This window comes from Nocardia sp. NPDC023852 (genome assembly GCF_040639505.1).
Taxonomy (GTDB): Bacteria; Actinomycetota; Actinomycetes; order Mycobacteriales; family Mycobacteriaceae; genus Nocardia.
In genome coordinates, this window is sequence record NZ_JBFAAB010000013.1 from 1 (window position 1) to 22,437 (window position 22,437).

Sequence of the window (22,437 nt, forward strand, 5' to 3'; positions counted from 1 at the left end):
CCATTCCGAACCCGGAAGCTAAGCCTGCCAGCGCCGATGGTACTGCACTCGACAGAGTGTGGGAGAGTAGGACACCGCCGGAACAACCTTCACGAAGGCCCTCGACACCGTCGAGGGCCTTCGGCATTTCCCAAGCGAAAACCATGTTTCGCAGTGAACTCGCAGGGAAAAGTAAGTATATGTAGTGCGCGGACACGGATTATGGATAACGGCGGCAGATCGCCGTCGCCGCGTGGACAACGGAGGTGTGCATGGTCGTCGCGACGAGGCCGGCCGACCTGGCGCCGATCGATTCCCGCGCACCGGCGCGACGCAGCTGGTGGCGACCGAGATTGCCCGCGACGGCCGGATATCTGTCCGGGCTGGTCCTCGTCTCGGCGATCTTCTCGGTACTGAGCGACTCTGCCCAGACGAGGATGGTGCTGCATGCCAGCACGAATCTGCACAACCTGCTGAATGGCCAGGTCGGGACGCTGCTGTCCAGTGCGTTCGTGATCGGCGACGTCGGTGCGGCCTGGATCCTGATCCCGCTGCTCGCCTGCCTGCTAGCCCTCGCCGAGCTGCGCTTCGGCGCGATGCGATTGGTGCGCGTCTTCCTGGCCGGCCACATCGGCGCTACGTTGCTCGTCGCGGCTGGCCTGTGGGTGGCAGTGGAGGCCGGGTGGATGCCCGCGAACATTCGCTGGGCGGAAGATGTCGGCGTCAGTTACGGGGCCATGGCACTGGTCGGCGCACTCGTGGCGGCCGTCCCGTACCGGTGGCGGATCGCGTGGGCCATGGCGTGGTTCATCGTCGCCGCCGAGGGTGTACTGATCGGGCAGACTTTCACCAACGTCGGTCATCTCGTGTCGTTCACGATCGGGTCAGCCGTCGGATTCTTCATGATCCGCAACAGGGCGACCACGGTGCACCGGCTCACCCGGCCCGAATCCGCGCTGTTCGCGGTGAGCGCGGTCCTCGCGGCGATCCTGCTCATGGGCTGACGGCAGCCGCGGGCGGGCGCTCGCCTACAGTGCTTGGGTGCGCCTAGTGATTGCTCGCTGTCAGGTCGACTACGTAGGGCGGCTGACCGCCCATCTTCCGATGGCCCGCCGGTTACTGCTGATCAAAGCGGACGGTTCGGTCCTCGTTCACTCCGACGGCGGCTCGTACAAGCCGCTGAACTGGATGAGCCCGCCATGCCGGTTGAATGAGCGCAACGGCGACGCGGAGCTGCCGGAGGGATCGAAGGGACTCTGGGTCGTCACCAACAAGACGGGGGAAGAACTCCGCATCACCATCGAGGACATCGAACACGACTCCTCGCACGAACTGGGGATCGACCCAGGCCTGGTGAAAGACGGGGTGGAGGCCCACCTTCAGGAACTCCTCGCCGAGCACGTGCAGACACTCGGCGCGGGCTACAGCCTCATCCGCCGTGAGTACATGACGGCGATCGGCCCCGTGGACCTGCTCTGCCGGGACGCAGACGGAGGCACGGTCGCCGTCGAGATCAAGCGCCGTGGCGAAATCGATGGCGTCGAACAGCTCACCCGCTACCTTGAACTGCTCAACCGTGATCCGCTGTTGGCTCCGGTCGCTGGCGTCTTCGCTGCCCAGCAGATCAAGCCGCAGGCGCGCACGCTCGCCGCGGACCGCGGCATCCGCTGCCTCACACTGGATTACGACGCTCTGCGTGGCACGGAGAGCAACGAATTCCGCCTCTTCTGAACTTCCCCCCTCCCCCTTTCCCGCTCTCGAGGGCCTCTGGGGCGCGCGGGCTGATTGCGGCAGAGTATTACGCTCTTTCGCATGCCCCGTCGGAAACCACGTCCGGATCGCCGTGTCGATCGCTTGCGGTCGGGTGGCGCACCGCTCGGGGGCGTGTTCGGGGGTACCGAATCGGGGCCGGACGGCGACGAGACATACGTGGTCCGCACCATCCCGGGGACCCGTGCGATCAAGGCATACCGCTGCCCCGGCTGCGATCACGAGATCGCGGCGGGGGTAGCACATATCGTCGCCTGGTCGGCTCACGGCGGCGAAGAGGACCGTCGCCACTGGCACCGCGGTTGCTGGAACGGCCGCCGGACTCGCCGTATCACCCGCCGCTGGTCGTGATCTGACAACTACTTCATGCGCGCATCGGTAACTCGGCGGGGACCCGCCGACCGGTCCCGTCAGCGCACGGTCGGCTGCCGACGCCAAGTTCTACGCATCTGCGTCCGGCCTTGATACGCGGAGAGGCAGAGGGGCCAGGAAATGAGGGAAGGCCGCCCCAACTGGGGCGGCCTTCGGTGAATTCGGTTGTCAGTCGCCGCGCGACCCGACGTCAGTTGCTGATGTCGGCGTTCTCGCGCTCTTCCGAGTCGATCTCGTCGTCCTCGCCGGCGAGCTCGGGGATCGCCTTCTGGCGCGAACCGGTGACCGACTTGGTGCCACCACCGATCGACTTGCGCTGATCCGGAACACCGTCCAGGAGTTCGCTTTCCCGGTTGACCGCGGCGAGCATCGCGGGCACCGAGTCGAGCTGACCGCGGATACCGAGCAGCTGGGCGAGGACGCGGCCACGCAGCACCCGCATCTCCTCGGCCAGTTCCTTGGCATGCGCGATCTTGCGCTCGGAGGTTTGGGTCGCGGAGGTGATGAGGCGGTTGGCCTCGTCGGTCGCGTCCTTGATCCGCTGCGCGGCCTCTGCGCGGCTGGTGGCTTCCAGCTCCTCCATGGCGCGGGTGAGCTTGGTGCGGCGATCGGCCATGGTGGCCTCGAAGTCCTGCTGGGTGGCCTTGCGCTTCGCATCGGCTTCCTTGCCGATGCGGTCGGCCTCGGCCTGGGCGGCCTCGATGATCTTGGCGGACTCGGTGCGTGCGTTCGCGAGGGTCTGCTCGAATTCGATTTCGAGCGCCTCGCGCTTCTCCTTGGTCTCCGCGAGCAGCGATTCGTATTTGCCACGCATCTCGGTGGCCTGCTGCTCGGCGATCGACACCATTTCCGCTGCCTCGGCCTGCGCCAGGGCACGCACTTCGGACGCCTCGTCGGAGGCGAGCCGCAGCATGCGGGAAATACGGTCGGACATACCTTCCGCGGTGGTCGGCGGCACCGAGAGTCGGTCGACCTCCTTGCGGAGTTCGTCGATCTCGTCGCGCGCGTCTTCCAATTGGCTTGCGAGGTTACGTGCTTGTGCCGCAGCGGCATCGCGGTCTGTGGCGGTGACTCGCAATTCCGCGTCGAAGCGGTCGAAGTAGTTACGCACCTCGTCTTGCGCATAACCCTTGCGCACAACGGTGAAGGGCAGTGCAACGAAGCGATTGCGATCGGACTCGGGTGACGACATGGCACACAAACTACAGCCTTAGGACAGCCGATGGTGACTCGACTGCGAATGTCATTCCAACGAGTTTTCCCGACTTGACGTCGATACTAGTGCGTAACATTCGCGTTTGGTTCGACCAACTCGATCAGCACACCGCCAGCATCCTTCGGGTGGATGAAATTGATGCGGGAATCGGCCGTTCCATGCCGGGGGGCCTCGTACAGCAAACGTAGACCCTTCTCCCGGAGGTGTGCGGAGACCACGTCGATGTCGGTCACGCGGTAGGCCAGTTGTTGCAGGCCCGGTCCGCTGCGGTCGATAAACTTCGCGATGGTCGACTGCGCGTCGAGCGGGGCCAGCAACTGCAGGGCAGTGGCCCGATCAGGTGCCCCGGGCAGCGAAAGCATCGCCTCGTGGACCCCTTGGGCCTCGTTGATCTCGCGGTGAGTCTCGACCATGCCGAGGTTCTCGGCGTACCAGGCCACCGCAACGTCCAGGTCGGGCACCGCGATGCCGACGTGGTCGACCGCGGTCACGTAGTCCGCGGGGATGAAAGACGAATGGCCGATAACGTTGCTCACCACTCGAACGTAGCGCGTACCTGTCCGGAGTAGTGGGGGTCCTACCCGCTACCGTTGAGTACGACATCTGTCGCCGCGCCGCTCCGCGAAGCTGCGAGCAGGTCCGATCTACGAATGCGAGGCTCGTCGTGACCACTTCTGTCATCGTCTCCGGTGCGCGTACTCCGGTCGGTCGGCTGCTCGGGGGTCTGAAGGACTTCAGCGGTTCCGATCTGGGCGGCTTCGCGATCAAGGCGGCGCTGGAGAAGGGCGGCGTCGCGCCAGATCAGGTCGACTACGTGATCATGGGCCAGGTGCTCACTGCGGGCGCGGGACAGATCCCGGCCCGCCAGGCCGCCGCGGCCGCGGGTATCCCGCTGGACGTGCCCGCGCTGACAGTCAACAAGGTGTGCCTGTCGGGTATCAACGCGATCGCCCTCGCCGATCAGCTGATCCGGGCAGGCGAGTACGAGATCGTCGTTGCCGGTGGTCAGGAGTCCATGAGCAAGGCGCCGCATCTGCTCGAAAAGAGCAGAGAAGGCTTCAAATACGGCGATGTGACGTTGCGCGACCACATGGCCTATGACGGGTTGTACGACATTTTCACCGACCAGCCGATGGGCGCGCTCACCGAGCAGCGCAACGAGGCCGACCGGGTCAGCCGCGAAGACCAGGACGCGTTCGCGGCGGCCTCGCACCAGCGTGCGGCGGCGGCGTGGAAGAACGGCGTCTTCGACGACGAGGTGGTCCCGGTCGCGGTGCCGCAGCGCAAAGGTGACCCGGTGCTGGTGTCGTCCGACGAGGGCATTCGCGCCGACACCACGGTCGAGTCGCTGGCCAAGCTGCGTCCCGCGTTCCGCAAGGACGGCACGATCACCGCGGGCACCGCCTCGCAGATCTCCGACGGCGCCGCCGCGGTCGTGGTGATGAGCAAGGAGAAGGCCGAATCGCTCGGTCTGAGCTGGATTGCCGAGATCGGTGCCGCAGGCGTGGTCGCGGGCCCGGATTCGACGCTGCAGGATCAGCCCGCCAACGCGATCGCCAAGGCCTGCGCGCGGGAAGGCATCGCGCCCGCCGACCTGGATCTGGTGGAGATCAACGAGGCGTTCGCGGCCGTCGGTGTCGCCTCCACCCGCAAGCTGGGCATCGACCCGGCGAAAGTGAACGTCAACGGTGGCGCCATCGCCATCGGCCACCCGCTCGGCATGTCCGGCGCCCGCATTCTGCTGCACCTGGTGCTGGAACTCGAGCGCCGCGGCGGCGGCGTCGGCGCGGCCGCGCTCTGCGGCGGAGGTGGCCAAGGCGACGCGCTGATCGTCCGCGTCTGACTGCGGCAGCCGACATCCCGCGCTGAACTGGCGAACATCCGGTACCGCGTGTCCACGCACTGGCGTTCTGCCGACCCTTCAGTCGGGCCGTGAAGAAGGAATGCTCGATCTCATGGCGCCAGTAGATCCGAGTGTCGTCAATGTGGATTCGTTGGTCAGAACCATCGGCAATATGACGCTCTCAGCATCACTGTTGCGTCGCCGCGGTAGGGGCTGCCAGACAAACGCATGAACATCCAACGCGAAGAGGGAATGTTCGATACCGAATTTGCCTGTCGGTGCCTCCATATCGTCCCCCTCCCGTTTGTGAGATGCGAGACCGACCATTGCCCGTTCGCGGCCCGGCTCGCGTCCGAACGGGCCGACACATCCGCCACGAAGGGCGGCAGCCGCAGTAGTTCGGCATACGGGTCATCAATTGCCGCGAACGCGCAGCGCCGTAGGTGCCGCAACAAGCACAGCGCACATGGCCATCGCGAAGACTATGCTGCAATCCCCCCAACCGCATCCACATGGCCCCACTCCCAGTTCTGGGGCTAGCGAGACCGAACATGGCCCGGCTCGCGTCCGAGCGACCAACGTGTCTGCGACGAAGTCACCAGCGTCGGTCGCTCGGACGCGAGCCATGAGGGGGCCGCGAACACGCAGCGCCGCAGGCACAGCAATCAGACACTGACTACGACGGTCCGTAGTGCGTCCGGCAGAATGGTGGCCATGGGCAATGTCTTCGACCTCAGCACGGTCGCCAAGCGGTTTCGCTTCGTCGCGGTGCTCGAGGCGATCTCCTGGATCTTCCTGATTGTCGGCATGGTGTTCAAGCGCCTTCCTGAACCGGTGCTGTGGCCCGTCAAGGTCTTCGGCATGACGCACGGGATCATTTTCGTGCTGTTCGTGATCACCGCGATCGTGGCAGCGCGGAAGCTGGGCTGGAACGCCAAGACCATCGTCCTCGCGCTGCTGTCCAGCATTCCGCCGTTCTGTACCGTCCTGTTCGAGGTCTGGGCGGTGCGCGCGGGGCGGCTGGGTGAGCTGAGCAACACCGTGTCCACCGACTCCGAAGCTCCCGCATCCGTTACGTCGTGACAAACTGGAAACCGTGACTCGACCAGCCGCCCGCCGTCCTTCGCCCGCTGTCGCCGCCGCCATGTCCGGTGCGGTGGATCTGTCCAGTCTGAAGCAGCCCGCCGCTGGTGCGGGTGGTGCGGGTGGTGCGGCGGGCGATTACTCGGTCACCGAGGCCGATTTCGAGACGAAGGTGCTACGCCGCTCGACGCAGGTTCCGGTCGTCGTCGTGCTGTACTCGCAGCGCAGCCCGGGCAGCATCGAGTTGGTGCGGACCCTGGAGCGGCTGGTCGCCGCCGACGGCGGCACCTGGGATCTGGCCACTGTCGAGGCCGAGGCCAATATGCGGATCGCTCAGGCCCTGCGGGTGCAGGGCATCCCGACGGTGATCGCGATTGCGGGCGGCCAACCGCTCGCGGACTTCGAGGGTGCTCAGCCGGAGCAGCAGGTGCGGCAGTGGCTGAACGCGGTCGTCGACGCGGTTGCGGGCAAGCTCGAGAGCAACGGAGAACCGCAGCCCGCCGAGGACCCGCGCTTCACGGCGGCCGAAGCCGCGCTGGAGCAGGGCGACCTGGCGGGCGCCGAGGCGGCCTATGAGGCCATCCTCGCTGCCGAGCCCGCGAACGAAGAAGCCAAGGCCGCGCTGCGCCAACTGCGGTTCCTGGGTCGCGCGCAAGAAATTCCGGCGTCGGCGATCGCGACCTCGGATGCCGACCCGTCGAATGTCGATGCCGCGCTCGACGCCGCCGATCTCGAACTGTTCCACCAGCGGCCCGAAGCGGCTTTCGACCGGCTGATCGCCGTCGTCAGGCGCACTGCGGGTGACGAACGGACCAAGGCCCGCACTCGCCTGCTCGAGCTGTTCGAGCTGTTCGACCAGGCCGAGCCGTTCGTCGTCGCCGCGCGCCGCAAGCTGGCTGCCGCGCTGTACTGAGTTTTCGCTCGCTCAGCGTCCGGGAAGTCCGACGCTGGTCGGCGTGGTCCGTGCCGCGCCGACCAGCGCCGCTAGTAGACCGTGCGTGCGGCTGTTCGACCCCGTGGCTAGGCTGGGCGCAGCCAGACCGCGCTGGTCGGCGCGAGCGCGACCGTGGCCGACGCCGGACGGTCGTGCCACGGCTCCTCGATGGCCAACACCTCGCCCAGGTTTCCGATGCCGGAGCCGCCGTAATGGACGGCGTCGGTGTTGAGGATTTCGATCCAGCGGCCCGCGTGCGGTAGGCCGAGGCGATATGCGCCGTGCACCGAGCCGGAGAAGTTGTAAACGCACGCGACCACGGAACCGTCCGAGCCATAACGCAGGAACGCCAGCACGTTGTTCGCGTGGTCGTTCGCCTCGATCCAGGCGTAACCGCCCGGTGTGGTGTCCTGGCTCCACAGGGCGGGATGGGCGCGATAGACAGCGTTGAGGTCGCGCACCACTGACGTAACGCCCTGGTGCAGTGGGTTTTCCAGCTCGTGCCAGTCCAGTCCGCGATCGTGCGACCACTCGCGGAACTGGCCGAAGTCCTGCCCCATGAACAGCAGCTGTTTGCCGGGATGGGCCCACATATAGGCCAGCAGCGCCCGCACGCCACTCGCTTTGGCGAAATCGTCGCCCGGCATCCTGGTCCAGAGTGTGCCCTTGCCGTGCACGACCTCGTCGTGGCTGATCGGCAGCACGTAGTTCTCGCTCCATGCGTACATCAGTGAGAAGGTGATCTCGTTGTGGTGCCAGGAGCGGTGGATCGGGTCGCGGCCGAGGAATCCGAGGGTGTCGTGCATCCAGCCCATGTTCCATTTCATGGTGAAGCCGAGGCCCCCGACGTCGGTGCCGCGGGTGACGCCCGGCCAGGTGGTGGACTCCTCGGCGATGGTCACGACGCCGGGATGGTGGCGGTGCACCGTGTCGTTGAGGTCCTGCAGGAAGTCGACGGCCTCCAAGTTTTCCCGGCCGCCGTGCACGTTGGGTTCCCACTCTCCTGCGGCACGTGAGTAGTCCAGGTAGAGCATGGAGGCGACCGCGTCGACGCGCAGGCCGTCGATGTGGAACTCTTCGATCCAGTACCGCGCGTTGGCGACGAGAAAGTTGCGCACCTCGTGCCTGCCGAAGTCGAAAATGTAAGTGCCCCAGTCCAGTTGCTCGCCGCGGCGCGGATCGGCGTGCTCGTAGAGCGGGGTTCCGTCGAATCGGGCCAGTGCCCATTCGTCCCGCGGGAAGTGCGCGGGAACCCAGTCCAGCAGCACTCCGATGCCCGCCGCGTGCATGCGGTCGACGAAAGCGCGGAAGTCGTCCGGGGAACCGAATCGTGCTGTCGGCGCGTAGTACGAGGTGACCTGATAACCCCAAGAGCCGCCGAAGGGATGCTCGGCGATGGGGAGTAGCTCGATGTGGGTGAAGCCGGCCTCCCGCACGTATTCTGCGAGCTGGTCAGCTATTTCGCGGTAGCAGAGGCCAGGACGCCATGAGCCGAGATGTACCTCGTAGACGCTCATCGGCGCGCTGGTCGGATCAGTGGACGCACGCTGGTCGAGCCAGGCATGGTCGTGCCAGATGTAGTGGCTCTCGGTGACCACCGACGCGGTCGCGGGGGGCGGTTCGGTGGCGAAGGCCATCGGGTCGGCATGATCGACCGTCCGGCCGTCGGCGCCGTGCACGCGGTACTTGTACTTGGTGCCCGGTTCGACACCGGGGAGGAAGACCTCCCAGATCCCGGACGAACCGAGCGAACGCATCGGCGCGGTGTTGCCGCTCCAGCCGTCGAAGTCACCGATCACGGTGACGCCCCGCGCGTTCGGCGCCCACACCGCGAACGAAGTGCCCTGCACTGCACCGTCCAGCGTCGTGTACCGGCGGGGGTGCGCGCCGAGTACCTCCCACAGCCGTTCGTGGCGGCCCGCGCCGATGAGATGCAGGTCGAGCTCACCGACGGTGGGCAGGAAGCGGTAGCCGTCCGCGCCGAGGACGGTCTGGCCGCCCGGATAGGTGCTGACGATGCGATAGTCCATGAGATCCGGGTATGGCACCACCGCGGCGAACACGCCGTGGCCCAACGGCTTCAGCGGATGATCGACGCCACCGACGCGCACGGACACCGTTTCGGCGTGCGGGCGCAGTGCCCGCACGGCCGTGCCGTCGGGATGGGGGTGGGCGCCGAGAACGGTATGCGGATCCGTGTGTGTGCCCGCCGCCAGCAGCATCAGATCACGATGTTTCATCGCAACGTCCTGCGATAGCTCAGTTCGCTGCGAGCCTGGTGCGGTACCGGGGGCAGGGTGAGGATGTGGGCGACGGCGTGCGCGGGATCCAGGCGTACGTAATTGGTTTGGGCCCAGTGATATTGCTCGCCGCTGACCTCGTCGTACACCACCGGGTGGTCGTGCCATTCGCGGCCGATGGCGGGCAGGTCCAGCGATATCATGCCCCATTCGGCGCCGAACGGGTTCAGGTTCACCACCACCAGCACCGCGTCGCCACTGGCCGGGTCGATCTTGGAGTAGGCGAGCAGTGCATCGTTGTCCACATGGTGGAAGTGCAGGCAGCGCAACTGCTGCAGGGCGGGGTGCGCGCGGCGGATCTCGTTGAGCCGGGTGATCCACGGCTCCAGCGATTCTCCGTGCGCCAGCGCCTCGGCGAACGGGCGTGGGCGCAGCTCGTATTTCTCCGAGTCGAGATATTCCTCGCTGCCCGGGCGCACCGCCTGGTGCTCGAACAGCTCGAAGCCGGAGTAGACGCCCCAGGTCGGTGCGAGGGTGGCGGCCAGCACCGCGCGGACGGCGAACATGCCGGGTCCGCCCTGCTGGAGGCTTTCGTGCAGGATGTCCGGGGTGTTTACGAACAAGTTCGGGCGGGCCTCGTCGGCCTTCGCGGACAGCTCGTCGCCGAACTCGGTTAGTTCCCACTTCGCGACGCGCCAGGTGAAATAGGTGTAGGACTGGCTGAATCCGCGCCGCGCCAGGCCGTACAGCCGGGCCGGGCGGGTGAACGCCTCGGACAGGAAGATCACGTCCGGGTCGGTGCGGCGCACGTTCGTGATCAGCCACTCCCAGAAGTCGGCGGGCTTGGTGTGCGGGTTGTCCACCCGGAAAATCTTGACGCCCAAGCCGATCCAGTGCCGCACCACGCGCAGGACCTCGGCATACAGGCCGTCGGGGTCGTTGTCGAAGTTGACCGGGTAGATGTCCTGGTATTTCTTCGGCGGGTTCTCGGCGTAGGCGATGGTGCCGTCCGGCAGGGTGGTGAACCATTCCGGGTGCGCCTGGACCCACGGATGGTCGGGTGCGCATTGCAGCGCGAGATCGAGCGCCACCTCGAGGCCGAGTCGTGTTGCTACGGAGACGAAGTCAGCGAAGTCGGCTTCGGTGCCGAGCTCGGGATGTATGGCGTCGTGGCCGCCGTGCTTCGAGCCGATCGCCCACGGCGAGCCGACATCGCCGGGCTCGGCGACCAGCGCGTTGTTGCGACCCTTGCGATTCACCTCGCCGATCGGGTGGATCGGCGGTAGGTACACCACATCGAAGCCCATGGCGGCTATGCGTGGAAGCTCCTTGGCCGCGGTGGCGAAGGTGCCGTGGATCGGCTTACCGGTGGTGTCGCGGCCGCCGGTCGAGCGTGGGAAGAACTCGTACCAGGACCCGTAGAGCGCGCGTTGCCGCTCGACCTGCACGGTGTGCTGCGGTCCGCGGGTGACCAGGTCGCGCAGGGGAGTGGCCCGGAGAATATCGGCGACCTCGTCGGTGAAGGCCGGAGCCACCCGCGCGGGCAGCTGCTCGTCGCTGCGTAGAGCCGCCGCCACCGCCCGCAGCCGCTCGAACTGCTTCTTCGGCACGGCCTGTGCCGCGCGATCGAACAGTCGGGCGCCGAGTTCCAGGTCGTTGGCCAGGTCGGCTGCGCTCTGCCCGACAGCCAGCTTTGCCTCCACCGCCGACCGCCAGGTGGCGACGGGGTCGCTCCAGCCTTCGATGCGGTAGGCCCACGCGCCGGGCAGGTTCGGCGTGAAGGTCGCGTTGAACACGTCGGGCTCGTGATCCGGCGTCATCCGGATCCGGACCGGACGTGAGGCGCCGGGCGACCGGACCACCAGCGTGGCCGCGACGGCGTCGTGGCCCTCCCGCCACACGACCGTACGAACCGGGAACACCTCGCCGACCACGGCCTTAGCGGGCCGACCGCCTGCGATGGACGGGGCAGTGTCATCGATAGCGATGCGGCCGGTCACGGGACCAACCTACCGGCAGTCGGCCGCAAGGGCCGGATCAGTGCGTCGACCGCACCGGTCCCGCTGCGAATCGTTCCCATCGCGTGTGGAGTGCCCGCGGGGTCTGAACAGCACGCGCGATGTCGGACCGCTGGCGCGACCTCAGCGGGTATCGGCGGCGAGGCCGAGACCGAGGGCGACCAGAAAGGCGCCGAGCGTGCGTTCGACCCGCTGCCGAATGCCGGTTCGACGCAGCCAGGCGCCCGCGCGGTCGGCGGCAAGGACGACGCCCATAGACCAGGCGGTGTCGATCACCAGTTGAATGAGCGCGAGGATCGCGACCGTCGGGAGCACCGGCCCGCTGGACGGAAGGAACTGCGGCAGGATCGTCAGCCCGAAGACGGCCGCCTTGGGGTTGGCCGCGATCGAGATCAGCGACGCACGGAAGGCGGAGCCGGGTGTCCGTCCCGAAGGCAGCATCTTCGTCATCGGGGCGCCGAATTCGTCGTCACCGCGCGCGCCCCGCCACGCCTGGACGCCGAGCCAGATCAAAACCAGCGCACCGACCACGTGCACCGCGGTATCCATAGCTCGGTTCGCGACCAACAGCACCGATAGCCCGGCCCCGCCCGCCAGTGTCCAGCCGACCACCCCGATTTCATTGCCCGCGACTGCCGCCAGCCCCGCCGCTCGGCCGTCGCGCACAGCGCGCTGAAGGAACAGAGCGGTCGCCGGGCCGGGTAGCGCAGCGAGGATGAGACAGGCCGGCAAGAATCGCGGTAGGACGTGAACCCAGTGCGGCATCAGCCGATGCTGCCAGTTCCATTCGGGCGCGGGCTACTGATTTTTTCGCGTGGCAAGCCGGGGCGACCTGATCGCGTACCAAAAGATCCCCAGGTCAGCTGGGTTAATGGACCCCCAGTCGATGACATCGCGCTACTGCGGACCCGTGTAGTTTCTACCCAATGAAGGCATTGCGTCGTTTCACCGTCCGTGCCCATCTGCCCGAGCGTCTGGCGGCCCTGGGTGAGCTCGCCACGAATTTGCGCTGGTCGTGGCATCCGCCGACGCAGGACCTGTTCGCCGAGTTGGAGCCGCGACGGTGGCAGGAGATGGGCCACGATCCGGTCCGGATGCTCGGCGAGGTGCCCGCGGCCCGGCTGGACGAGCTGGCCGCCGACCCCGACTATGTCGGTCGTGTCGAAGCAGGGGCCGCGGACCTGCGTGATTACCTGGCGGCGCCGGGCTGGTTCCAACTCCGCGCGGGGGAGGAGGAGGTCCGCGGAATCGCCTACTTCTCGATGGAGTTCGGTGTCACCGAGGTGTTGCCCAACTACTCGGGCGGTCTCGGTATCCTGGCCGGGGATCATCTCAAGGCCGCCTCCGATCTGGGCCTGCCATTGATCGGCGTCGGATTGCTCTATCGCTCCGGCTATTTCCGTCAGTCGCTGTCCGCGGACGGTTGGCAAACCGAGCGCTATCCAGCCCTGGACCCGCAGGGTCTTCCACTGCGCGCGCTCACCTCGGATGGCTCGCCGGTCCTCGTTCACGTGGCCATGCCCGACAACCGCGTGCTGCGCGCGCGAGTGTGGATCGCGCAGGTCGGGCGGGTTCCGCTGTTGCTGCTCGACTCGGACATCGCCGAGAACGATGCCGAACTGCGCGCGGTCACCGACCGTCTCTACGGCGGCGATCAGGAGCATCGGATCCGGCAGGAGATCCTGGCGGGCATCGGCGGCGTTCGCGCGGTGCGTGCGTACACGTCGTCGGCCGGACTGCCCGATCCGGATGTCTTCCACATGAACGAAGGCCACGCCGGCTTCCTCGGTGTCGAGCGGATCCGTGAATTCGTCTCGGCAGGAAGGGATTTCGATTCCGCACTCGCCGCAGTTCGGGCGGGTACCGTGTTCACCACCCACACCCCGGTCCCTGCGGGAATCGACCGCTTCCCGATGCCTATGGTGCGTCGCTACTTCGGCGGCGCACACGGCGAATCCGAATCCGCCATGCTGCCCGGCCTCTCCGTGGACCGGATCGCGACGCTGGGCCGCGAGGCCGACCCCTCGGTCTTCAACATGGCGCACATGGGTCTGCGCCTCGCGCAACGCGCCAACGGTGTCTCGAAGTTGCACGGTGAGGTGAGCCGGGGCATGTTCGCCTCGCTGTGGCCGGGATTCGACGCCGCAGAGGTGCCGATCGGTTCGGTCACCAACGGTGTGCACGCCACCACCTGGGCCGCGCGCGAGTGGGTGGACAAGGCGCGCGAGTACATCGGCGCCGAGCTGGTCGAGGAGGCGCGTGGTTGGGAACGCCTGCGCGATATCGACCTGGCTGAGCTGTGGTCGACGCGGAACACGTTACGCGCGACCCTGGTCGACGAGGTGCGCCGCCGGGTACGCGCGTCCTGGCTGGAGCGTGGTGCAGCGGAGGCCGAACTCGGCTGGGTGAACAGTGTTTTCGACCCGAACGTGCTGACCGTCGGGTTCGCGCGCCGGGTGCCGACCTACAAGCGACTCACCCTCATGCTGCGCGATCCGCAACGGCTGCGGGCGCGACTGCTGGATCCGGAGCGACCGATGCAGCTGGTCGTCGCGGGCAAGAGCCACCCGGCCGATGACGGAGGAAAGGCACTCATCCAGCAGGTCGTCCGCTTCGCCGACGATCCCGAGGTGCGCCACCGGATCGTCTTTCTGCCCGACTACGACATGTCGATGGCCCGCTATCTGTACTGGGGCTGCGACGTCTGGCTGAACAACCCGCTGCGGCCACTGGAGGCGTGCGGTACATCCGGTATGAAGTCCGCGCTCAACGGCGGGCTCAACCTGTCTATCCGGGACGGCTGGTGGGACGAGATGTACGACGGCGAGAACGGCTGGGCCATCCCGACCGCAGACGGCGTCCGCGACGAGCACCGCCGCGACGACCTCGAGGCCGCCGCGCTCTACGACTTGTTCGAGCGCACCGTCGCCCCGCGCTTCTACGATCGCGACGCGTCCGGGATGCCGGTGCGCTGGGTCGAGATGGTCCGCCACACCTTGCAGACCTTGGGGCCCAAGGTGCTGGCCTCGCGCATGGTCCGCGATTACGCGGTGGAGTACTACGCACCCGCCGCCGCGGCGTATCAGCAGGCCACTGCCGACGATTTCGCGGTAGCCCGCGCCATCGCCGAGTACCACCGCCGGGTGGAAGCGGCGTGGCCGGCGGTCAGGGTGATCCAGGTGGATAGTGCGGGCCTGCCGGATACACCGATCATCGGAGCTCGGCTGTCGCTGACCGCGCGAATCGAGCTCGGCGGATTGAGCGTCTCGGACGTCGTCGTGCAGGCGGTCCTCGGCCGGGTGTCCGTGGCCGACGATCTCTCGGATGTCACCACGGTCCCGATGACGCACAGTGGTTCCGATTCCGGCGTCGAGTTGTTCACCGTCGACACCCCGGTCCCGCTGTCCGGCGCGGTCGGCTACACGGTGCGCGTGCTGCCGCACAACGACCTGCTGGCCTCCGACGCCGAACTGGGGCGGGTGTCCGTGCCGCACGCCTGAGTGACCTACCGCTCGCCACGATCTCTTCCGGCAGCCGGTCGGCACTGGCGCGATCGGCTGGTGCTCTGCTCGGCGAACCGCTCCAACGCGATCAGCGCGCCTGTTCCACGGTGAGTTGTCCGATTCAGTGAATCGTCGGCTACCGTGCCCTGGCACACCCGTATCGTCCCGAGTGGAGTCTGCCATGGTCACCGACGTTCTGAATCGGACCCGAGGGCGCCTCGACGCGTACTTCGGCATCAGTTCGAACGGCTCGACCATGAAACGAGAGGTGATGGCCGGGACGGTGACGTTCCTGGCCATGTCCTACGTACTCGCGGTGAATCCCGCGGTGTTGGGCGATCAGGGCGCGCTGGGCGACCGGGGCATCCCCATGCAGGCGGTGTTCACCGCGACGGCCGTCGCCGCCGTGTTCGGCACGCTGGTCATGGGCATGTGGGCCAGATACCCGATCGCGCTCGCACCGGGTATGGGGCTCAACGCGTTCTTCGCGTACTCGGTAGTGCTCGGCATGGGGATTCCATGGCAGGTGGCGCTGTCGGGCACATTTCTGTCCGGGCTCATCTTCTTCGTCCTCGCAGTCACCAAGATTCGCGAACGCATCCTCAACGCCATCCCGATGCAGTTGAAGCTGGCTGTCGGCGCGGGCATCGGGTTGTTCGTCGCGTTTCTCGGCCTGAAGAACGCGGGCATCGTGGTGAACAGCGACGCGACGCTGGTCACGCTCGGTGACTTCACCAAGGGCACGACGCTGCTCGCGCTGTTCGGGTTGCTGGTGACCGTGGTGTTCCTTGTGATCGGCTGGCATGGAGCGGTGCTGTACGGCATCGTGCTCACCGCGATCGTCGGGATCGTCAGCGGCTTGGTCGACTTGCCCGATGGCGTGGTCGCCGCGCCGGAGGGGCTCGAGCACACCTTCGGCCAGGCGATCATCCATCTCCCCGACGCGTTCACCGCTCACATGGCCATGGTGGTGCTGACCATGCTGTTCGTCGACTTCTTCGATGCCTCGGGCACTTTGATCGGCGTGGCGAATCAGGCCGGGCTGCTGGACAAGAACGGCAAGCTGCCGCGCGCGGCGAGCGCGCTGGCGGCGGACTCGGTGGGCACCATGGCGGGCGCCGTCATCGGCACCTCGACCACCACCGCCTACGTCGAATCGACCGCGGGCGTCTCGGCGGGCGGCCGTACCGGTCTGACTGCCGTCACCACCGCGGGCTGGTTTCTGATCGCGATGTTCTGCTATCCGATCTTCGCGGTGGTCGCGGGTTCCGGCGAGGTGACCGCGCCGGCCCTGATCGTGGTCGGCATCCTCATGGCCCGAGCGTTCGGCGAGATCGACTGGAACCGGTGGGAGTATTCGGTTCCCGCGTTCATCACCATCGTGATGATGCCGCTGACGTACTCCATCGCCAACGGACTCGCCATGGGCATGCTCTTCTACCCGGTTGTCATGGTGGCAAGGGGCCGGATCAAGAACGTGCACCCGGCCATGTGGGCGCTGATGGTGGTGTTCCTCGGCTACTTCTTCTTCCTCGCGGAATAACTCTCCCGCGCGTCTCGGGCTGAACCATCGCACGGGCTGAAACGTGTGGAATACGACCGGAGCCGGTGCCCTCGTGTGATAATCGGACCGCAGTCCGATTCATTGCCGACCAAGACCATGTCCGGAACGACATTGCAGGGATGAGAACCAGGATGACCAGGAAATCCGTACTCGAACGCACCGCGAACAACACCGCATTGGATGGAATCTCGACCGACATCGGCCTCCTGCTCGTGCGCGCCGTCTTCGGCGGCCTGCTCGCCGCGCACGGTGCGCAGAAGCTCTTCGGATGGTTCTCCGGGCCGGGATGGCGAGCGAACGCCGACGGCTTCGAGTCGATGGGTTACAACCCGGGCACGGTGTTCGGAACGCTGGCAGGCCTGTCCGAGTTCACCGGGGGTCTCTTGCTTCTGCTCGGTCTGCTGACTCCCCTTGCCGCGGCCATCGTGCTCGGCACGATGATCAACGTGATCAACACCACCTGGGCCGGAGGGCTGCTGACCGGCAAGGGCTACGAGATGGGACTGCTGTTCGCAGTGGTCGCTGCGGCGCTCGCGTTCACCGGCCCCGGCAAGTTTTCGCTGGACGCGGGGCGCCCATGGCACCGGCAGGGTTTCGTGTGGGGTGTGGGTGCGGTGATCCTCGCGGTCGTGGCCGGAGTGTTCACCCTGATCCTGAAGTGGGTGCTCTGAGTTTGTGACACGCCGAATTCGCGGCGCGGTGACCTGCGGGTCGCCGCGCCCGCAGTCGTCTGGGTTCGAGGTCGTGTCACATCTCGGCCTGCCGAATCGTCGTTCTGCTGTTGTCATACGAAACAATCGAGCAAGGAGCCGACGATGGCCGTCGAAATCAGCAATCCCGCCGAACTGCCCGACCCGACCGGGTTCGGCTACAGCCACGTGGCGAGGGTTCGTGGGGAGCTGGTGTTCATTGCGGGGCAGTACGACTCCGACGCCGAAGGGAACCCGACCGGCAACGACTTCGCGGTGCAGGTGGACAACGCCTTCTCCAACCTTGGGATCGCGCTGCGCTCCGTCGGTCTGGACTTCGCGGATGTCGCACAGCTGCGCACCCACATCGTTGACCACGATCTGGACAAGCTTGCGGTGCTCGGCAAGAAGATCGCGGCGCTCTGGGGTGATCGTCCGCCCGCGCAAACCTTGACCGGAGTCGCCGCGCTCGCACTGCCCGGAATGTTGTTCGAGGTCGACGCGGTAGCCGTACGGGACTGACATCCGTGGCGAGGTTCGGGCCCCTGCACCGCGTGCGGGGCTCTGCGCGGGACCGCCAATATTTCGGTGTGGGAATCGGGGGGCCACGGAAGCATCGGGACTCGATCCGCTTCCGTATCAAATTATGTGCGCACTGGTGTGTTGCCGTACACGGCGGCCGCTGCCAGCCGTTGCAGCGCTTTGACCACGACCTCCGGGTCTGCGGTCTCCCAGTACGGCGGCAGCGAAGCACGCAGGTAGCCGCCATAGCGGGCGGTGGCGAGGCGCGAGTCCAGGATGGCGACCACGCCACGATCGTCGACGCTGCGTAGCAAGCGGCCGGTGCCTTGGGCGAGCAGCAGTGCGGCGTGATTGGCCGCCACAGTCATGAACCCGTTTCCGCCGCGCAGTTCCACCGCCCGCTGCCGGGCCGCGAGCAGCGGGTCGTCCGGACGGGGGAATGGGATGCGGTCGAGGATGACCAGGCTCAGCGACGGACCCGGCACGTCGACGCCCTGCCACAGCGACAGCGTGCCGAACAGCGAGGTTTCCGGATCGTCGGCGAACTTGCGGACCAGCGCTCCCGTCGCGTCGTCACCCTGGCACAGCACGGGAGTGTCCAGTCGCCCGCGCAGCGCGTCGCTGGCGGCGCGCGCCGCGCGCATGGAGGAGAACAGGCCGAGCGTGCGCCCGCTCGCAGCCTTGATCAACCGCTCGATCTCGTTCAGGTAGGCAGGCGCCAGTCCGTCGCGGCCCGGCGCGGGCAGATGTTTGGCGACGTACAGAATGCCGGACTTGGCGTGGTCGAAGGGCGAGCCGACGTCGAGCGAGTTCCATCGGACGATGTCGGCGTCCGAGGGCGCTTCGGCGCCGTTCGCGGTTGCCGCGTCGGTGTGATTGCCCGATTGCGCGGGCAGACCCCAGGTGATGGCGAGCCCATCGAACGATCCGCCGATCTGCAACGTGGCCGAGGTCAGCACGACCGTCGCCGTGCCGAAGAGCCTGCCGCGCAGCAGCCCGCCCACGGAGAGCGGCGCCATGCGGAGCGAGCGCCGCACGACGCCGCGCATCTCGTCGGCCGCCAGCCAGATGACATCGCGACGGGAGGCGGGGTCCGGCTCATCGAACGCGGTCAGCGCGCGGACCGCGCTGTCGTGCACCTCGTCGATCGCGGCCACCGCCAGATTCCGGGCAGCGGCGTTCTCGGGATCGCCCTGTGCTGTGGTGCCGTGGGGTGCGAGCGCGGTGCGCGCGTTCCAGGCGGCGTCGCGGATGAGGGCGAGTACCGGGGCCACGCCGTCGGGCAGTTTGTCCCAGCGTGCAGCGGGCAGGTCGTCCAAGACGTCGTGCCACGACTCGGCGGCGCCCTCCAAACGATCCAGTTCCTGTTCGTCGATGAGCTTGGCGCAGCGTCGGGCGGCCGCGCTGATCGCGGAAGGGGCGAGCTCGGCGGTTGCTACGCCGGTGACCCGGTCGACCAACTCGTGGGCCTCGTCGATGACCACCACGTCGTGCTCGGGCAGCACCTGGATGCCGCTGATCGCGTCGATCGCGAGCAGCGCGTGATTGGTCACCACCACGTCGGACTGCGCCGACTCGGCCCTGGCCCGCTCGGCGAAGCAGTCCTGGCCGAAGGGACAGCGGGACTTGCCGAGGCATTCCCGCGATGACACGCTGACCTGCCGCCAGGCGCGATCGCTCACCCCCGGGGCGAGCTCGTCCCGGTCGCCGGTCTCGGTGTCGGAGGCCCACTCGTTGAGCCGCTGCACCTCGCGTCCGAGCCGGGAGATCGCGAACGCGTCGAACAGCTCCGCCTCGGCGGGCTCGTCCGGGACAGCGCTGTTGATCTTGTTCAAGCACAGATAGTTGTTACGCCCCTTGAGGATCGCGTACTTCGGGGTCCGTCCCAGCGGCTTGGTCAATGCCTCTGCGAGCCGGGGCAGATCCCGGTCGACCAGCTGGCGCTGTAGGGCGATCGTCGCCGTCGAGATCACCACGGTGCGCCCGGTGCGCACCGCGTGGCGCAGGCTCGGGACGAGATACGCAAGGGACTTGCCGGTCCCCGTCCCGGCCTGCACGGCGAGATGCTCCTTGGTGTCGATCGCGTGGTCCACCGCCGTCGCCATCGTCACCTGCCCGACACGCTCCTTGCCGCCGAGCGCCTGCACGGCGGTGGCCAAAAGGTCGGAAACGGGCGGCAGTTCGGGCACGCGAGCAGCCTACTTGGTCCGTCCGACACAGCAGGGCGGTCAGCGAGACCGGACGGTCCTATCGGTGGATGCTTCCTTCCAGGTCGACACCCGCCGTGCGCATGCGGTTCAGCGCGGCGGCGGTGGTGTCCGGCGCGACCCCGGCTGTGAGGTCGAGTAGAACACGGGTGTCGAAGCCTTCGATGCGCGCGTCGAGGGCGGTGGCGCGCACACAGTGGTCGGTGGCGATGCCGACGATGTCGACGGAATCGATGCCGTGGTTGTGCAGCCAGTCGGCGAGTTCGGTGCCGTCGTCGGCGGCGCTCTCGAACCCGGAGTAGGCCGCGGAGTACGCGCCTTTGGAAAAGATCTGGTGGATGGGCCCGGTGGTCAGTGCGGGGTGGAAATCGGCGCCGGACGTGCCGACCCGGCAGTGCGGCGGCCAGTTGTCGACGTAGTCGGGGTCGTCGGCGAAGTGTTCGCCGGGATCGATGTGGTAATCGCGGGTCGCGACGACCGCGTGGTAGTCCGTGGCCGCGAGGTGCTCGCTGATCCGCGCGGCCACCGCGGCACCGCCGGTGACGGCGAGCGAACCGCCCTCGCAGAAATCGTTCTGGACGTCGACGATGATCAGGGCTCGGGTCATGGTGACCTCCCGCGGTGTGAACTGTGTGGCCGTCTCGATTCTGCCGCTAGGTCGAACGACCGGTTCACGCGACTCGCGGTGAATTCCCTACCCGCGAACGAATGTTGTCGAGACGGCGGGCTCGCCCGCGGAGAGTTTCAGGCCCTCCCACGGCAGGCTGATCAGCCCGCGGGCGACCAGGTCGCGACTGGCGGCCAGCGTGGGCAGTCCCTCGACCTGCTCGCCGGCGCGCACAAGCGGAACGAGTAGCTCGCGCGCCACCAGTCCGTCGACGGCGGGTGCGGGTCCGGTCGCCGGGTACACGACCTCCTCGACGATCGTCCCGGTGCTTCGGGCCAGGCGGACCGCCTTCTTCGTGCCGCCGCGGGACTCCTTGTGACTGCTGCGCTTGGCCACCGGCAACCCGTCCACCTCGACCAGCTTGTAGACCATCCCCGCCGTCGGGGCGCCGGATCCGGTGACCAGCGCGGTACCGACCCCGTAGACGTCGACCGGTTCGGCGCGCAGCGCGGCGATGGCGTACTCGTCGAGATCACCGGAGACCACAATGCGGGTCTTGGTGGCGCCGAGCGCGTCGAGCTGGTCACGCACCTGCCTGGCCAGCACGCCGAGATCGCCGGAGTCGATCCGCACGCCGCCCAGTTCGGGGCCCGCCACCTCGATGGCGGCCGCCACGCCCTTGGTGATGTCGAAGGTGTCCACCAGCAGTGTGGTCCCGATCCCGAGCGTCTCCACCTGGCTGCGGAACGCGGCCGCCTCATGCGCACCGTCGACGCCGCTGTGCAGCAGTGTGAAGGCGTGTGCGCTGGTGCCCGCGCCGGGAACCCCATAGCGGCGCACCGCCTCGAGATTCGAGGTGGCGTCGAAGCCGGCCAGGTACGCGGCGCGGGCGCTGGCGGGCGCGGCAAGCTCGTGGGTGCGCCGCGAGCCCATCTCGATCATCCGGCGACCGCCCGCCGCGCTCACCATGCGCGCGGCGGCGGATGCGATGGCGCTGTCGTGATTGAGGATCGACAGGATCAGCGTCTCCAGAACCACACATTCGGCGAAGCTGCCGCGCACCGAGACGATCGGGGAGCCGGGAAAGTACAACTCGCCCTCTGGGTAGCTGTCGAGATCGCCGGTGAACCGGTAGTTACGCAACCAGTCGATGGTGCGCTCGTCCGAGAACGACGCCGCGACAGCCAGCTCGGCCTCGCCGAAGCGGTAGTGCCGCAGCGCATCCAGCAGCCTGCCGGTGCCCGCGACGATGCCATAGCGGCGCCCATTCGGCAAGCGCCTGGCGAACACCTCGAAGGTGCATCGTCGATGCGCCGAGCCGTCGGCGAGCGCGGCGGCGAGCATCGTCAACTCGTACTGGTCGGTGAGCAGCGCCGTGCTGGTGACGCCGTCGCGGATATCCACCCAGTCACTGTAGACACGCCGGTTCCGCAGCTCCGGCGGGCACCGGGCCGGTGAGCTGGGTAAGGCGCGAATCGGGCCCACGCGGGTGTTGTTTATCGAGAGTCGAGTCGTACCCTGGACGTTATGGCCTTGTGCAACATAGTCCGAGGTGACGTCGTTATGGGCGCCGCGAGCGGGACACTGTCGGCGGCACAGGCGACTCCCGAGGCGGTCGAATACACCGAGATCCTGGAGGCGGAGGACCGTCCCTGGGTGACCGTCGTCTGGGACGACCCCGTCAACCTCATGCACTACGTCACCTATATCTTCCAAAAGCTGTTCGGCTACAGCAAAGCGAAGGCGACCGAGCTGATGCTGAAGGTGCACAACGAGGGTAAGGCGGTGGTCTCGTCGGGTTCGCGGGACAAGATGGAACACGATGTCCAGCGGCTACACGCCGCCGGACTCTGGGCCACAATGCAACGAGACGACTGACTACGACGACTA

At 67.2% G+C, this 22,437-nt stretch carries 19 protein-coding genes; 11 read left to right on the top strand and 8 right to left on the bottom strand.

Features of this window, described 5'->3' with window-relative positions; translation table 11 throughout:
* The first annotated feature begins 251 nt into the window (after positions 1-251).
* The 3 genes from AB0H00_RS18480 to AB0H00_RS18490 all read left to right on the top strand — a co-directional run bounded on the left by AB0H00_RS18480 (position 252) and on the right by AB0H00_RS18490 (position 2,100).
* Complete coding sequence (locus AB0H00_RS18480; protein WP_357267613.1) at positions 252-983, top strand: rhomboid-like protein; 732 nt, start codon at positions 252-254, stop codon at positions 981-983.
* A gap of 37 nt (positions 984-1,020) precedes the next feature.
* The gene (gene nucS / locus AB0H00_RS18485; RefSeq protein WP_357267615.1) at positions 1,021-1,710 is read left to right on the top strand and encodes an endonuclease NucS; all 690 of its coding nucleotides are present in this window, start codon (positions 1,021-1,023) and stop codon (positions 1,708-1,710) included.
* A gap of 81 nt (positions 1,711-1,791) precedes the next feature.
* Positions 1,792-2,100, top strand: coding sequence for an ATP/GTP-binding protein (locus tag AB0H00_RS18490; protein WP_357267617.1), 309 nt, complete (start codon positions 1,792-1,794; stop codon positions 2,098-2,100).
* A gap of 211 nt (positions 2,101-2,311) precedes the next feature.
* Here AB0H00_RS18490 and AB0H00_RS18495 read toward each other — a convergent pair whose 3' ends face one another.
* On the bottom strand, positions 2,312-3,313 hold the full coding sequence (locus AB0H00_RS18495; RefSeq protein WP_357267618.1) for a hypothetical protein: 1,002 nt from the start codon (positions 3,311-3,313) through the stop codon (positions 2,312-2,314).
* 86 nt (positions 3,314-3,399) lie between these two features.
* The gene (mce, locus tag AB0H00_RS18500) at positions 3,400-3,873 is read right to left on the bottom strand and encodes a methylmalonyl-CoA epimerase (protein WP_357267620.1); all 474 of its coding nucleotides are present in this window, start codon (positions 3,871-3,873) and stop codon (positions 3,400-3,402) included.
* 128 nt (positions 3,874-4,001) lie between these two features.
* Here mce and AB0H00_RS18505 point away from each other — a divergent pair, with 128 nt between their 5' ends.
* The 3 genes from AB0H00_RS18505 (at position 4,002) to AB0H00_RS18515 (ending at position 7,176) form a co-directional block, all read left to right on the top strand.
* Entirely contained in the window at positions 4,002-5,180 is a 1,179-nt protein-coding gene (locus tag AB0H00_RS18505) for an acetyl-CoA C-acetyltransferase (protein WP_357267621.1), read from the top strand.
* A 705-nt stretch (positions 5,181-5,885) separates the two neighbouring features.
* On the top strand, positions 5,886-6,263 hold the full coding sequence (locus tag AB0H00_RS18510) for a DUF3817 domain-containing protein (RefSeq protein ID WP_357267623.1): 378 nt from the start codon (positions 5,886-5,888) through the stop codon (positions 6,261-6,263).
* A 61-nt stretch (positions 6,264-6,324) separates the two neighbouring features.
* The gene (locus tag AB0H00_RS18515; RefSeq protein ID WP_357267905.1) at positions 6,325-7,176 is read left to right on the top strand and encodes a tetratricopeptide repeat protein; all 852 of its coding nucleotides are present in this window, start codon (positions 6,325-6,327) and stop codon (positions 7,174-7,176) included.
* A gap of 107 nt (positions 7,177-7,283) precedes the next feature.
* On the opposite strand, the gene glgB is transcribed toward AB0H00_RS18515, so the two are convergent.
* The 3 genes from glgB to AB0H00_RS18530 form a co-directional block, all read right to left on the bottom strand.
* Positions 7,284-9,437: a 1,4-alpha-glucan branching protein GlgB gene (gene glgB / locus AB0H00_RS18520; protein WP_357267625.1), complete on the bottom strand. Its 2,154-nt coding sequence runs from the start codon at positions 9,435-9,437 to the stop codon at positions 7,284-7,286.
* A complete protein-coding gene (locus tag AB0H00_RS18525) occupies positions 9,434-11,437 on the bottom strand; it encodes an alpha-1,4-glucan--maltose-1-phosphate maltosyltransferase (protein ID WP_357267627.1) in 2,004 nt (667 codons plus the stop codon). The genes glgB and AB0H00_RS18525 overlap by 4 nt, the downstream gene beginning before the upstream one ends.
* 141 nt (positions 11,438-11,578) lie before the next feature.
* Positions 11,579-12,220, bottom strand: coding sequence for a LysE family translocator (locus AB0H00_RS18530; RefSeq protein WP_357267629.1), 642 nt, complete (start codon positions 12,218-12,220; stop codon positions 11,579-11,581).
* Positions 12,221-12,381: 161 nt separating this feature from the next.
* Here AB0H00_RS18530 and glgP point away from each other — a divergent pair, with 161 nt between their 5' ends.
* From glgP to AB0H00_RS18550, 4 genes are all read left to right on the top strand, one after another.
* Positions 12,382-14,955 carry an alpha-glucan family phosphorylase gene (glgP, locus tag AB0H00_RS18535; RefSeq protein ID WP_357267631.1) on the top strand — a complete coding sequence of 858 codons (2,574 nt, stop codon included), beginning with the start codon at positions 12,382-12,384 and terminating at the stop codon, positions 14,953-14,955.
* 184 nt (positions 14,956-15,139) lie between these two features.
* Positions 15,140-16,501 (top strand): NCS2 family permease, encoded by a 1,362-nt coding sequence (locus tag AB0H00_RS18540; RefSeq protein ID WP_357267633.1) that lies wholly within the window; start codon positions 15,140-15,142, stop codon positions 16,499-16,501.
* 152 nt (positions 16,502-16,653) lie between these two features.
* Positions 16,654-17,193: a DoxX family protein gene (locus tag AB0H00_RS18545; RefSeq protein WP_357267635.1), complete on the top strand. Its 540-nt coding sequence runs from the start codon at positions 16,654-16,656 to the stop codon at positions 17,191-17,193.
* A 144-nt stretch (positions 17,194-17,337) separates the two neighbouring features.
* Positions 17,338-17,733: a Rid family hydrolase gene (locus AB0H00_RS18550; RefSeq protein WP_357267637.1), complete on the top strand. Its 396-nt coding sequence runs from the start codon at positions 17,338-17,340 to the stop codon at positions 17,731-17,733.
* 122 nt (positions 17,734-17,855) lie between these two features.
* On the opposite strand, the gene AB0H00_RS18555 is transcribed toward AB0H00_RS18550, so the two are convergent.
* The 3 genes from AB0H00_RS18555 to AB0H00_RS18565 all read right to left on the bottom strand — a co-directional run bounded on the left by AB0H00_RS18555 (position 17,856) and on the right by AB0H00_RS18565 (position 21,951).
* Positions 17,856-19,922 carry an ATP-dependent DNA helicase gene (locus tag AB0H00_RS18555; RefSeq protein ID WP_357267639.1) on the bottom strand — a complete coding sequence of 689 codons (2,067 nt, stop codon included), beginning with the start codon at positions 19,920-19,922 and terminating at the stop codon, positions 17,856-17,858.
* Positions 19,923-19,980: 58 nt separating this feature from the next.
* Positions 19,981-20,547, bottom strand: coding sequence for an isochorismatase family protein (locus AB0H00_RS18560; protein WP_357267641.1), 567 nt, complete (start codon positions 20,545-20,547; stop codon positions 19,981-19,983).
* A gap of 87 nt (positions 20,548-20,634) precedes the next feature.
* Positions 20,635-21,951, bottom strand: coding sequence for a nicotinate phosphoribosyltransferase (locus tag AB0H00_RS18565; RefSeq protein WP_357267643.1), 1,317 nt, complete (start codon positions 21,949-21,951; stop codon positions 20,635-20,637).
* Between the two features lie 123 nt (positions 21,952-22,074).
* On the opposite strand from AB0H00_RS18565, the gene clpS reads away from it, so the two are divergent.
* On the top strand, positions 22,075-22,425 hold the full coding sequence (gene clpS, locus AB0H00_RS18570; protein WP_357267645.1) for an ATP-dependent Clp protease adapter ClpS: 351 nt from the start codon (positions 22,075-22,077) through the stop codon (positions 22,423-22,425).
* Positions 22,426-22,437 lie beyond the last annotated feature (12 nt).